The organism is Enterobacter sp. BIDMC93, assembly GCF_001037805.1.
Classification (GTDB): Bacteria; Pseudomonadota; Gammaproteobacteria; order Enterobacterales; family Enterobacteriaceae; genus Enterobacter; species Enterobacter hormaechei_C.
Map to the genome: position 1 here is coordinate 1,825,749 of NZ_KQ089962.1, position 13,615 is coordinate 1,839,363.

A 13,615-nucleotide genomic window follows, 5' to 3' on the forward strand; every position below is an offset into this window, starting at 1 on the left:
AAACAGAGCGATTACTTCTTCTGGTCCTTCTTCGGCCAGTCGTCTTCATCGTCCCACTTGTCGTTAAAATCACGGTGCGGCGGAAGATCCGGTTTGTTGGCAAGGAACTTTTTGTGGTCAACGCGCTTGAGATCTTTAATCACGTTAAGCAGCACGCCTACCAGAAATACCAACACCAGAATCCACCAGTACTTTGAAAGCCAGTCCATTCGCTAATCCTCTTTAAGCACCCGTCAGGCGACGAGCTGCTCCATAATACGTTGATACATGCGGGCCAGCAGTTGTAAATCGGCAGCGTTCACGCATTCATTGATTTTGTGAATCGTCGCGTTAACCGGACCCAGTTCGACAACCTGTGCGCCCATGCGGGCGATAAAGCGTCCGTCAGACGTGCCGCCCGTTGTCAGCAGTTGTGGCTTAATTTCATTATAGTGCGCAATGGCGTTCACCACCGCATCCACCAGTTTACCGCGCTGCGTCAGGAACGGCTGGCCAGACAGCCACCAGTCGAGGGTATAGCGCAGCTGATATTTCTCGAGCAGCGCAATCACGCGCGCTTTGATCATCTCGTCGGTCAGTTCGGTGCTGAAGCGGAAGTTAAACTGGACGAAGAGATCGCCGGGAATGACGTTGTTGCTGCCGGTGCCAGCCTTGATGTTGGCTATCTGCATGCTGGTTGGCGGGAAAAATTCGTTGCCTTTATCCCATTCAATGCCTACCAGTTCGTTCAGCATCGGCGCGGCGCGGTGTACCGGGTTATCCGCCAGGTGCGGATAGGCAACGTGGCCCTGCACGCCATGAATAGTCAAATTACAGGTCAGGGATCCACGGCGGCCATTTTTCACCACATCGCCCACCACTTCGGTGCTGGACGGTTCGCCCACCAGACAGTAGTCCAGACGTTCATTGCGCGCCATCAGCGCCTCAACGACCTTCACGGTGCCGTTGTGGGCGCTGGCTTCTTCATCGGAGGTAATCAAAAACGCAAGACGGTTTTTATGGTTCGGATGCTGGGCGACGAAACGCTCTGCCGCCACGACCATCGCAGCCAGAGAACCTTTCATGTCCGCAGCGCCGCGTCCGAAAAGCATGCCGTCGCGGATGGTCGGCTCAAAAGGCGGGTTGATCCAGCGGTCTGCGTCGCCTGCGGGAACTACGTCAGTATGTCCGGCAAATGCCAGCGTCTCTCCCTGACCGCGCCATGCCCAGAAGTTCTGCGTATCGCCAAAATCCATGTGCTCCACGGTAAAACCGATGGCACGCAGGCGCTCAATCATTAATGCCTGACAACCTGCGTCGTCCGGGCTAAGGGAAGGACGGCGAATAAGCTGCTGAGTCAGCTCAATGACCGGGCATGACATAGACTACACCTCAACGAATAAATCTGAATAAAGGGTTTCACTGAAACCCAGCAGCATAGGCTGACCTGGCTTGCAGAGCAATGGGCGTTTGATGATTGCCGGCATTTCAAGCATCAGTTCGGCTGCGCTGTCGGCGTCGTTGATCGTGGCCCGGAGAGATTCATCCAGTTTTCGCCAGGTGGTCCCGCGGGTATTCAGTAGCGCTTCCCACCCCAGTTCGTTGATGGCGGAATGGAGAAACGCGGGGTCAAGCCCGTCGGCACGGTAATCGTGGAAGCGATAGTCGATGTTGTGTGCTTCCAGCCAGCGGCGGGCTTTTTTAATCGTGTCGCAATTCTTAATACCGTACATCACAACCATAGTGAATCCTTTTGTTCTTTTGTGGATTAAATGTTCAATATTTTCGAAGATATATCCTTAAGTGGAATATAACACATTCGGAATTTTTCAGGATTTACAATTCTCCATAATTCAACGAACAGCTGTAAGCTGAATAGTCTTTCATCTTTTAAGCATAGTTGTCCACCCTGTTTAAATTGCCAATAAACTCAGGGGGAAATTAAAAATACTGTCATTTTTCCGACTATTTCAAAATATTGCTGTAGGTCACATAAAATTTACCCGACAACGCTCATAGTGATCCTAAACCTACCAGCACAGCGGGGCTCAATCACAGCAATCGGTTAAAGTGGCTTCACAATGATGATACGTTTTCGTAGAATGCACATAATAATAAGAGAGGTTGTTATGATTGAACGTGAACTGGGGAACTGGAAAGATTTTATCGAAGGCATGCTTCGTAAATGAATTTCCGGTAAGAAATGCAAGAGCACTTAATTAACTAAAATAACCATAGTGTGAAAGAATCACACAATAAAAAGGCGGCCTGTAAAGCCGCCTTTTTTATTTCAACGTGTTATTCCGGCTTATCCTTCAGCGGGAAACGACGGCGTACCAGCACAAAGAACAGCGGTACGAAATAGATAGCCAGAATCGTCGCCGAAATCATTCCCCCCATAACGCCCGTTCCCACCGCGTGCTGGCTGCTGGAGCCTGCGCCGGAGCTGGTGGCCATCGGCAGGACGCCAAACACAAACGCCAGAGAAGTCATCAGGATCGGGCGCAGGCGCTGACGACAGGCGTGCAGCGTGGCGGCCATCAGTTCGTGACCTTTGGCATTCATCTCATTGGCAAATTCGACGATCAGAATGGCGTTTTTCGCCGACAATCCGATTACGGTGAGGAGTCCGACCTGGAAATAGACATCATTTTCCAGGCCGCGCATCCAGGTTGCCAGCAGCGCTCCGATGACCCCGAGAGGTACCACCAGCATCACCGAGAACGGCACTGACCAGCTTTCATACAGCGCCGCCAGACAGAGGAACACTACCAGCAGCGAAAGGGCATACAGGGCAGGCGCCTGAGCGCCGGAAAGCCGTTCCTGGTAGGACATCGCTGTCCACTCCAGGCCAAAGCCGGTCGGTAACTGCTGAACCAGTTTTTCCATAATGTCCATTGCGGTACCGGTACTGACGCCCGGCGCGGCTTCACCAACAATCTCCAGCGCCGAATAGCCGTTGTAACGCTCCAGACGCGGTGAACCGGTCTCCCAGCGTGACGTCGCAAATGCCGAGAACGGCACCATGCCGCCGGTGTTATTGCGCACATACCAGCGGTTGATATCGTCCGGCAGCATGCGGTATTTGGCGGCAGACTGAACGTAGACCTTCTTCACGCGGCCGCGATCCATAAAGTCATTCACGTAGCTTGAGCCCCATGCCGTTTGCAGGGTGTCGTTAATGTCGTCGATGGAGACGCCCAGCGCCTGCGCTTTACGCTGGTCAATATCCACCTGTAGCTGAGGACTGTCATCCAGACCGTTATGACGAACGCGGGTAAGCTGCGGATCTTTCCCGGCCAGCTCCAGCAGCTTGTCGCGAGCAGCCATCAACGCGTCATGCCCGGCACCCGCGTGATCCTGAAGCTCCATATCAAACCCGGCTGAGCTGCCCAGGCCGCTGATGGCGGGCGGGCTGCTGGCGAAAACGCGCGCTTCCTTGATTTTGCTGAACGCTTTGGTTGCACGTTCAATGATGGCAAAGGAGGAGCCGGTATCGCTGTCGCGCTGGTCCCAGTCTTTCAGGCGCACAAACATACGCGCCACGTTCTGCCCGTTACCGCCAGGGCCAGAGCCGACGGTGGAGAAGACGGAGACCACGTTGTCTTTCTCCTGAGTATGGAAGTAGTTCTCAACCTTCTGCACCACTTTCAGGGTCTGCTGCTGGGTCGAGCCGCTGGGTAACTGTACGGAGGTGATAAACATGCCGCGATCTTCCAGCGGCAGGAACGAGGTTGGCAGCCGCAGGAACAGGAAGACCATGCCGCCGAGCAGCAGGACATAAACCACCATCCAGCGCACGCTGCGGTGCAGTACTTTACCCACGCCCGCTTCATAGCGCGCCGCATTGCGGTTAAACATGCGGTTAAACCAGCCGAAGAAGCCTTTTTGACCGTGGTGTTCGCCCTTATGCAGCGGTTTCAGCAGCGTCGCGCACAGGGCAGGGGTAAGGATCATCGCCACCAGTACGGAGAGCACCATTGCAGAGACGATGGTGATCGAGAACTGGCGATAAATCGCGCCCGTGGTGCCGCTAAAAAACGCCATCGGGATAAATACCGCCGACAGCACCATGGCGATACCGACCAGCGCGCCCTGAATTTGTCCCATCGATTTGCGCGTGGCCTCGCGGGGCGAAAGCCCTTCCTCGCTCATGATGCGCTCAACGTTTTCCACCACCACGATGGCATCATCCACCAGCAGACCGATGGCCAGCACCATGGCGAACATGGTCAGGGTGTTGATGCTGTAACCGAAGGCATACAGCACCGCAAAGGTACCCAGCAGCACCACCGGCACCGCAATAGTGGGGATCAGCGTAGCGCGGAAGTTTTGCAGGAACAGGTACATCACGAGGAACACCAGCGCGATAGCTTCGAGCAGGGTTTTCACCACATCTTCGATGGAGGCTTTTACGAACGAGGTGGTTTCGTAGGCGACTTTGTACTCCAGTCCGTGCGGGAAGAAATGCGACAGCTCATCCAGACGCTCTAGCACCCGCTGCGCGGTCGCCATTTCGTTGGCGCCGGAGGCCAGTTTCACCCCCAGCCCGGACGCGGCATTGCCGTTGAAGCGGCTCAGGTAGTCATATTTTTCCGCCCCCATTTCCACGGTGGCGACATCCCCCAGACGCACTTCCGAACCGTCCTGATTCACGCGTAGCGTGATATTGCGGAACTGTTCAGGTGTCTGGAGCAGCGACTGGGAGTTGATGGTGGCGTTAAGCGCCTGGTTGTCCACGGACGGCGTACCGCCGAGCTGCCCCACGGCAATCTGGGCGTTCTGCGATTCGATAGCGTCGGTGACATCTTTGGCGGTCATCTGCACGCTGTTCAGCTTGTTGGGATCCAGCCAGATACGCATGGAGTACTGCGAGCCGTAGGCGTCGATATCACCCACGCCGTTGATACGGCTGAGCGGGTCCTGAATATTACTGGCGACGTAGTCCGCGATGTCCTGCTTATCCATTGAGCCATCGGTTGAAACAAACGCGATGGTCAAAATATTGGTGTCACCGGTTTTACGCACGGTCACCCCCTGGTTCTGCACCGCCTGAGGCAGTTTACGCAGGGCCGATTGCAGCTGATTTTGCACCTGCTGCACCGCTTCATCCGGATCCGTGCCCGCCGTAAAGCTCAGGGTTACCGTCGCCTGGCCCGTGGCGCTGCTCTGTGAGGACATGTACATCAGGTTATCGAGACCCGTCATGTTCTGCTCGATAACCTGGGTGACGGTATTTTCCAGCGTCTGTGCCGAGGCGCCAGGGTAGTTCGCCGTGATACGCACGTTGGGGGGCGCGAGGTCAGGGTATTGCTCAACAGGAAGGGACGTAATCGCCAGGACACCCGTCAGACACAACAGGATTGCAAGCACCCAGGCAAAAATGGGGCGATCGATGAAAAAATTCGCCATTAAAGTGTGACCTCGTTTTGCTGCACGTCATTATTGTTTATTGCCCGCCTAACTTTAGCGGTAAGGCCCAGGTCAAACGTGGAGAAATAAAGGAGATAATGTAAATTATCATGCGCTTTTTTCAGCGCGCCTTCTTTCTCGCTATTTTTCAGCCTGGGCCGCAGGCGTCCGGAACGTTACGCTGACCTGTGTCCCGCCCTGTGGCGGCTGAGAAAAGTGTAATGTCCCGCCGAGCCGTCCCGCGCGTTCGCGCATGATATTCAGCCCGTAATGCCCCGGCGGTTCACTGGCGTCGCCGATACCAATGCCGTTGTCGCGGATCGTGACCGTGTGAGTGCCGTCCGCGGTGGTGACGCAGCTGACCACAATCTCGCTGGCGTCGGCATGTTTAATCGCATTCAGCACTGCCTCACGCACAATCTGTAAGAGGTGCACCTGTTTTTGTGCGTCCAGCGCCAGCGATGAGAGACGGCAGTCGAGCACCAGCTTCGCGCGGGTCTGGCTTTGCAACCCGTCGAGAGACTCCTGTAGCGCGGCAGGAAGATTGGCGTGATTGAGCGTCAGGCGGAAGGTGGTAAGCAGCTCGCGTAGCTGATGCCAGGCATTATTCAGCTCGCGGGAGAAGTCCGTAATGATGGTCTGCGCCGGAGCATTGTCGCCCGGCACGGCATGCTTCAGCAGCGTAAGCTGAATACGCAAATAGGAGAGCACCTGCGCCAGCGAATCATGCAGCTCGCGCGCGATGGTGGCGCGCTCCTCCATCAGCAGCAGCTGCTGATAATGTTTCTGCGCCTGATTGAAATAGAGCCCCCGGCCCAGCATCGTCGCCACGCTTTCCATGAGCGGCAGCGGAACATCCCCGGTCGCGCTTTGCCAGCGCAGTTCGCCGTACAGGGTGTCCTGCATTAACACCGGTAAATTGTGCATTTTCTCGCCCGGGGACTCCTGTCCTTCGTAAAGCTGCCAGTCGTCACTGGTGCGCAATTGCAGGTAATTCATCTGCGTATAGTCATGCACAATCTGCAAAATATGCCGGAAGCAGTGGCTGTCTATCTGCCCGGTATTCAACGCCTGTGAGCATTTGAACAGCATTTCGAGCTGCTGATGCGCTTCATTCAGGTGGCGGGTTTTTTCAGCAACGGAGTGCTCAAGGGAAAGGTACAGGGTGTGTAATTCCGCCGACATATGGTTGAAGGCGCGGGAAAGCTGGCCCAGCTCGTTGGGAAGCGTAGTATCCGGCGCGGGAGTGTCGAATTGCCCCTGTTCGATACGCTCGCTCGCCGCCACCAGATTATTCAGCGGCAGCACAACCTGACGGCGGATGCGCCGCAGGGTCACCACCGCCAGCAGCAGGATGCCCAGGCCACCCGTCAGCGACATGAAAATCACCAGCTGAATTTTATGTTCGGTGTAGTGCTGTAGCGCCAGCACAAAGGCATCTATCCGGCCCACGAAATCCTCTATGTGGTTCTGATACCATCCGGTATCGCCGCTGGCGATGCGCGTGTCCATCTCCTGCCAGCCAAGGTGCAACTGCTGGTAACGCTGTTTGACGTCCTCTGGCACATACCAGCGGTTTAGCTTCTGCAACGCAGGCGCGCTCAGCGTTTTTTGCCAGACCGCGCGGTGCTCTGCCAGCGATGGGCCGGCGCGCTGCATTTCGTAGCCCAGGCGGTAGCTCTGCATACGCAGCGAGCCGGCGATGTTAATCGCCTCGGCGTCGCGCTGGCTGCTGGCGAGTGTGACCAGCGCAATGGCGCTGATCAGAACGGACAAGACAATCATCGAAAAGAAAGCCCGAGCCAGGCTTCCCGATACGGGGCGTTTAACGGTCACTCATCAGCTTCCTGAATTAAATTGATCTGCCACAGGTTCACTGGAAATAGTTCGGCTTCCTGGGCATTTGAACATTGCGTCGCCATGCCGCTGTGGGTAAATACGATAACAATAGAAAGAATAAGGTTATTGAACCAAAAACAGGTGTTGTTATGAATCGTTTTATTATGGCCAACGCTCAACAGTGTATCGGTTGTCGCGCCTGCGAAGTTGCCTGTGTGATGGCGCACAACGGGGAGCAGCACGCGCTGAGCGAGCGCCATTTTCATCCCCGCATTACGGTCCTTACCTCAGGCTTGCGAAAAAGCCCCGTGACCTGCCACCACTGTGAAAACGCGCCCTGCGCGCAAAGCTGCCCGAACGGAGCCATCACGCAACACAGCGACAGCGTACAGGTCAATCAACAAAAATGCATTGGCTGTAAAGCCTGCGTGGTGGCCTGTCCGTTTGGCACGATGGACATGCTGATCGCCCCGCTGGAAAACGACAGCGTAAAGGCCTCGGCGCACAAATGCGACCTCTGCCTGGAAAGGCCGCAAGGCCCGGCCTGCGTGGAAAACTGCCCGGCGGAGGTGCTTACGCTCGCCACCCCAGCCGTACTGGATAAGCTGGTTAAGCAGCGCCGACAGCGCAGCGCAAGGCTGAACGCGCTGCCGTGGCACAGCGAGGCGGTTCAGTCAGCCCCTCCGCAAACCAAACGGCAACAGATGCAAAACACCCCGGCGCGCGGTGAGCCGGATAAGCTCAGCCCCGAAGCACGCGCATACCATTTTAACGAGATCTACCTGCCGTTTCGCCCGGAACAGGCGCAGCGTGAGGCATCCCGGTGCCTGAAATGTGGCGAGCATAGCATTTGCGAGTGGACCTGCCCGCTGCATAACCACATTCCCCAGTGGATTGAGCGGATCGGGGCGGGGGATATCGTCGGTGCGGCTGAGCTTTCTCACCAGACTAACTGTTTACCGGAAATTACCGGCCGCGTCTGCCCACAGGATCGATTATGTGAAGGCGCCTGCACCCTGCGGGATGCGTCAGGGGCAGTAACCATCGGTAATATCGAACGGTATATCTCGGATCGGGCGCTGGCGATGGGCTGGACGCCGGACGTCAGCCACGTTAAGCCGGTCGGTAAGCGCGTCGCCATCATCGGCGCCGGTCCGGCAGGGCTGGCCTGCGCCGACGTGCTGGTGCGCAGCGGCGTCGGCGTGACGGTCTACGACCGCCATCCGGAAATCGGCGGATTGCTGACCTTTGGTATTCCGGCCTTCAAGCTGGATAAATCCCTGTTAGCGCGGCGCAGAGAGATATTCAGCGCGATGGGCATCCGCTTCGAGCTGAACTGCGAGGTGGGAAAAGACGTGTCGATGGCCCAACTGCAAAACGACTACGATGCCCTGTTCATCGGCGTAGGGACCTATCGTTCCATGAAAGCGGGTATCCCTCACGAAGACGCGCCGGGCGTGTACGACGCGCTGCCGTTTTTAGTGGCAAACACGCGGAACGTGATGGGCCTTGATCCTGCCGCAGACGAACCGTTTATCGACACGCAGGGTTTAAACGTGGTGGTGCTCGGCGGGGGCGATACGGCGATGGACTGCGTGCGCACCGCGCTGCGGCATGGCGCGGCGAAAGTCACCTGCGCCTATCGGCGGGACGAGGCCAACATGCCGGGCTCAAAGAAAGAGGTTAAAAACGCGAAAGAAGAGGGCGCAGCGTTTGAATTTAATGTCCAGCCGGTTGAGCTCGCGCTGGATACCGACGGGAAGGTTAACGGTATCCGGATGCTGCGCACCAGGCTGGGCGAGCCGGATGCGCAGGGGCGGCGGCGTCCTGTCCCGGTGGCGGGCAGTGAGTTTGTCATGCCAGCGGATGCGGTGATCATGGCGTTTGGTTTTAATCCGCACGCCATGCCGTGGCTTCAGGCGCAGGGCGTCGACACCGACGACTGGGGGCGCATCAGGGCCTCCGTGGAGAGCCGTTATCGCTACCAGACCTCGAATCCGCAGATTTTTGCTGGCGGTGATGCGGTACGCGGTGCGGATCTGGTGGTCACCGCGATGGCGGAAGGGCGTCATGCCGCGCAGGGGATCATGGACTGGCTTGGCGTGCCGCCGCGCAACATGCATTAATGCAGACGGGCGACAAAGCGGGCTTCACGGCGTAGTATAAACAGACTCATTTTGCCGTGGAGCCCGTATGTCCCTGAACATTACCGTTATTAAAGACAAAATCCTTTCTGAAAATTACTTTGTCCTGCGTAACATCACTTACGATCTCACCCGTAAGAACGGGGACGTCATTCGCCATAAACGCGAAGTCTACGACCGGGGCAATGGTGCAACCATCCTGCTGTATAACCGTGAAAAGCAAAGCGTGATGCTGATCCGCCAGTTTCGCATCGCGACATGGGTCAATGGCAACGCGGACGGACGTCTGATTGAAACCTGTGCAGGTCTGCTTGATGACGATGAGCCGGAAGTGTGTATCCGCAAAGAAGCCATTGAGGAGACGGGTTTTGAAGTGGGTGCGGTGCAGAAAGTCTTTGAGCTGTTTATGTCCCCTGGCGGGGTTACCGAGCTGGTTCACTTCTTCATTGCGGAATATACCGATGCTCAGCGCACGCACCGGGGCGGTGGTGTGGACGATGAAGACATTGAAGTGCTGGAAATGCCTTTCGCTCAGGCTGTCGACATGGTGAAACGCGGCGAGATCCGCGACGGTAAAGCGGTGATCCTGTTGCAGTATCTGCAAACCAGCGGGCTGATGAATGCGGCGGCGGAAGCGCGATAAGTTGTATTTCAGATAAATCTATCCGATAAATCCGATTGAGCCAGCCCGCCCAGGGCACGAAGATACGCCCCAGATTGACCTATTCGTTTCCGGGGCTGTGCCGTTCATGCGCTACTGCGTTTATCTTCTCTTCTTCATTTGCATGCTTCCCGCGCCTTTGGTGTGGGCTGCGCCTGCGCAGCAGTCTTTTTCAGACTGGCAGGTGACCTGCAATAACCAGAACTTCTGCGTAGCGCGCAATACCGGCGAGCATCGCGGTCTGGTCATGACGCTGAGCCGCAGTGCGGGGGCAAAAACGGACGCCAGCCTGCGCATCGATCTCGGCGGGCTTTCGGCGCCTCCGGTGAAAGAGCCTGACATCGCCCCGCGCCTGCTGCTCGACAATGTGCCGCTTAAACTCACGTCGCAACACTGGCAGTTAGCCCCCTGGCATCTTAAAACAGACGATACGGCCACCATCACCACGTTTCTGAAAACCATTCAGGAAGGGCAGGCGCTGACCCTGCGCGGGGGGAAGCAGACAATTTCTCTGGCCGGTCTGAAAGCGGCGCTGCTGTTTATCGATGCCCAACAAAAACGCGTCGGAAGTGAAACGGCGTGGATTAAAAAAGGGGATAGTCCACCGCTGAGCGTGCCGCCTGCGCCGGCATTAAAAAAGGTGGCGGTGGTGAACCCCACGCCAACGCCGCTGACGCATAACGAACTCAACGATCTGCTGGATTACGGTACCTGGCGCATGAACCACAGCCAGTGCTCTCTCGATCCGAACCGGCGTGAAGTGCGCGTGACCGCGCTGACCGATGACAAAGCGCTGATGATCATCAGCTGTGAGGCGGGGGCGTACAACACCGTCGACCTGGCGTGGCTGGTGTCGCGTAAAAAACCATTTTCGGCCAGGAGCGTGAGATTGCGCCTGCCGTTTACCCCTTCCAGCCAGAGTAGCGACATGGAGCTGATGAATGCCAGCTTCGACGAAAAAACGCGCGAGCTGACCACGCTGGCGCTGGGACGCGGGATTGGCGACTGTGGGATCCAGACCCGCTGGCGTTTTAACGGCCAGCGCTTCCGCCTGGTACGCTACGCGGAAGAGCCAAGCTGTGATAACTGGAATGGGCCAGATGCCTGGCCCACGCTGTGGATCACAAGGTAGGGTTTTGCCGGGTGGCGCTGTCGCTTACCCGGCCTACTTTTTAGAACCGTAGGCCCGGTAAGGCGTAGCCGCCACCGGGCACGAGGGCATCACCGATCGCTCTTACGGAAAAAGTCGTTATACAGCATATACAAATGCGCCGCGCTCCAGGAGAAGTTAGGTGCGCCCTGCTGTGCTCCGGTCAGGGGGTTATAGTTCTCCTGAATCGGGCCGTCCGAGGTTAACCCTTTCGCATGCTTAAAGAAGGTTTCGGCGAGGGTTTGCGCCTGCTCACGATAGCCGTAACGTTCCATGCCTTTTAGTCCAAACCAGAACTGATCGACCCAGACCCGGCCGCGCCAGTATATGTCTGCGCCGAACGCCGGGTTTGTCAGCGCGGCGGTGCCGAGCGGTACCCAGGTATTGAACTCCTTCGGATCCAGCATCACCTTGACCACGGCATCCGCATGTTCCTGCGTCGCGGCACCGTTAAACAGCGGAGACCAGCCTTCCGGCCCTTTACCGCGATCGACGATAGGTTTGCCCGCACAGCCGTTCGCCAGCGACTTATCCTCGATACGAATGTCATAGTAAAACCCGCTTTTCGCATCGAACATGCAGGTATTGATATAGGTTGCGAGCTTATCTGCCAACTGGCGATAGTGGCTGGCCTCCTGCTCTTTACCCAGCAGGCTCGCCATCTGCGCCAGATAGTGATTGTCGCTGTACATATAGCTTGCCTGGTCAACGGACTCCTGTAATAAGGAATACCCTAACAGATCGCCTTTTTTACTCCTGTTTTCGGCAAATTTAACCGTCCAGTCGCTGCGTTTCCCGCCGTTTTCAACGTACTTATCCAGCTGCGCTTTATCGATAAATCCGAATACGGCGGCATCATCGCGCCCGGACTCCCACGAGGCGGCCACCTGCGCGGGGATCTCCAGGCCGTCGTACTGGCCGTTATCGATTATCCGTGCGTAGTTATTCAGGCCGGAAAGCGACTCTTCTTTATCACCTTTTTTCACCGTGAACAGCATCTCGCCGGTAGCGGTGTTATGGGCCTTATCACGCGTCGCACCGTACTCCGGCACGCCGTTGCCGTTATGATCGCGGTTACGCAGCCACCAGTCGTGATAGGCAACCAGTTTTGGATACATCTCGGCAAGCCAGGCTTTATCCTGCGTGGTGTTATACACCTCCATCACCGACCATGCCGCCAGGCTCGGCTTGGTGTTACGCTCGTTCCAGTTACCGCCGTCGCCGCCTCGTTCCGGGCTCAGGTTCCAGGCGATTAAATCCGGCACAAATCCGGTATCCTGCGGGCGCACCGGATCGTCGGGTTTGATCTGCCAGGAGAAGACCGCGCGGATGTTCTCTTTAGCGATCTCCGGGTTGAAATGCGCCATGGCAAATGCCTGTTTCCAGGTGTCCCACGGCCAGGTCTGGTTGCCGGAGAACCAGCGTCCGGTTACGGAGGGCGTCACCGTGTTAAAACGCACCGCGCCGCCTGGCGAACGCCAGTTACCGTTCAACGTCTCGATGGCTTTCACCGCCACGCGCGTTTGTTCTGGAGTCGCGTGCGGGTTGGTTAACCCTTTTTGTAAATACCTCTCCCAGCGCGCTTGCGAGGCGGCCATAAAGTAGGCCGGACGCGCCAGAATGTCGCGGATCTGCGGCTGTTCACGCGCGACGTCATCGGCGTTCAGCAGATGAGAGTAGGTAGTGTACAGCGTGGTGCTGCCGGAAATCTGTGCCCGGCTGGTAAAGCGATGTCCGTCAACGGTGGTCTCGGCAGGAAGAGAGCGGTGTAACTGATATTCGGAACTGCCGGAGGTGAGCAGATCCCAGGTGGAGCGTACCTTGCCGAAGGTCACCTTCAGGCCGTCGCGCGTGGCTACAATTTTACGCTGATAATCAGGATATGCGCTGTCGATGGTTTTATCCGAACGCGGCTTGCCCTCTTTGGCCTCCAGTTTTTCCAGCAGCTCGCCGTCCCACACCAGCTCCAGCGGCGTTTTGCTGGTAATACGGGTTTCAAGCAGCGAAGTACGCGCAGAAGCAAAGCGCAGCGTCATCACGATCTGAACATCCCTGGCGCTCAGTTTTTGCACCAACGCGCCAGGGAGGCTGTAGGCTTCAAGGGTGAAATCCACTTTTTTACCGTTCTGGTAAACGGACAGGCGATCAAAATTCGTCGCCATAAAGTTGATGTACTCTTCGGTGAGCAGCGCTACGCCGGGAAATCCGCCCTGGGTCTGCGGCCCGTCCGGCAGCAAATGCCCATGCCAGGCACCCATATCAAAAAAGGGATTAAACCGCTGGTGGTCGTCGTAGTCGAAATCCTGCATGAAGAGCGGCGCGCCGGTACGGTTGATGACGTTTTTGAAGTCAGTTGCGGTGGCGGCGTGAGCCGAAAAACTGAGCGCCAGCGCGCAGGCCAGCGGCGTGAGGACGTATTTCATGGTGGTA

10 protein-coding genes are annotated in these 13,615 nt (G+C 56.8%); 4 read left to right on the plus strand and 6 right to left on the minus strand.

Annotated elements, in window-relative coordinates; translation table 11 throughout:
* Nucleotides 1-11: 11 nt before the first annotated feature.
* The 3 genes from SK58_RS08690 to SK58_RS08700 are packed head-to-tail and all read right to left on the minus strand — an operon-like array spanning nucleotide 12 to nucleotide 1,721.
* Nucleotides 12-209, minus strand: coding sequence for a YpfN family protein (locus SK58_RS08690; RefSeq protein WP_000383991.1), 198 nt, complete (start codon nucleotides 207-209; stop codon nucleotides 12-14).
* Nucleotides 210-233: 24 nt separating this feature from the next.
* On the minus strand, nucleotides 234-1,361 hold the full coding sequence (gene dapE, locus SK58_RS08695; protein ID WP_017383496.1) for a succinyl-diaminopimelate desuccinylase: 1,128 nt from the start codon (nucleotides 1,359-1,361) through the stop codon (nucleotides 234-236).
* Between the two features lie 3 nt (nucleotides 1,362-1,364).
* Entirely contained in the window at nucleotides 1,365-1,721 is a 357-nt protein-coding gene (locus SK58_RS08700) for an ArsC family reductase (protein WP_048219684.1), read from the minus strand.
* 387 nt (nucleotides 1,722-2,108) lie between these two features.
* Between SK58_RS08700 and ypfM the strand changes: the two genes are divergently transcribed.
* Entirely contained in the window at nucleotides 2,109-2,168 is a 60-nt protein-coding gene (ypfM, locus tag SK58_RS22855) for a protein YpfM (protein WP_015572204.1), read from the plus strand.
* A gap of 109 nt (nucleotides 2,169-2,277) precedes the next feature.
* Here the strand turns inward: ypfM and acrD are convergent, their stop codons facing one another.
* Both acrD and narQ read right to left on the minus strand, forming a co-directional pair.
* Complete coding sequence (gene acrD / locus SK58_RS08705; protein ID WP_048219686.1) at nucleotides 2,278-5,391, minus strand: multidrug efflux RND transporter permease AcrD; 3,114 nt, start codon at nucleotides 5,389-5,391, stop codon at nucleotides 2,278-2,280.
* Nucleotides 5,392-5,532: 141 nt separating this feature from the next.
* Nucleotides 5,533-7,227, minus strand: coding sequence for a nitrate/nitrite two-component system sensor histidine kinase NarQ (gene narQ, locus SK58_RS08710; RefSeq protein WP_017383493.1), 1,695 nt, complete (start codon nucleotides 7,225-7,227; stop codon nucleotides 5,533-5,535).
* 152 nt (nucleotides 7,228-7,379) lie between these two features.
* Between narQ and aegA the strand changes: the two genes are divergently transcribed.
* The 3 genes from aegA (at nucleotide 7,380) to SK58_RS08730 (ending at nucleotide 11,167) form a co-directional block, all read left to right on the plus strand.
* The gene (gene aegA / locus SK58_RS08720; protein ID WP_075262140.1) at nucleotides 7,380-9,356 is read left to right on the plus strand and encodes a formate-dependent uric acid utilization protein AegA; all 1,977 of its coding nucleotides are present in this window, start codon (nucleotides 7,380-7,382) and stop codon (nucleotides 9,354-9,356) included.
* Nucleotides 9,357-9,423: 67 nt separating this feature from the next.
* The gene (nudK, locus tag SK58_RS08725; RefSeq protein WP_048219690.1) at nucleotides 9,424-10,017 is read left to right on the plus strand and encodes a GDP-mannose pyrophosphatase NudK; all 594 of its coding nucleotides are present in this window, start codon (nucleotides 9,424-9,426) and stop codon (nucleotides 10,015-10,017) included.
* A gap of 106 nt (nucleotides 10,018-10,123) precedes the next feature.
* Entirely contained in the window at nucleotides 10,124-11,167 is a 1,044-nt protein-coding gene (locus tag SK58_RS08730) for a DUF1176 domain-containing protein (RefSeq protein ID WP_048219691.1), read from the plus strand.
* 89 nt (nucleotides 11,168-11,256) lie between these two features.
* Here SK58_RS08730 and ygjK read toward each other — a convergent pair whose 3' ends face one another.
* Nucleotides 11,257-13,608 carry an alpha-glucosidase gene (ygjK, locus tag SK58_RS08735; protein ID WP_048219693.1) on the minus strand — a complete coding sequence of 784 codons (2,352 nt, stop codon included), beginning with the start codon at nucleotides 13,606-13,608 and terminating at the stop codon, nucleotides 11,257-11,259.
* Between the last annotated feature and the right edge of the window lie 7 nt (nucleotides 13,609-13,615).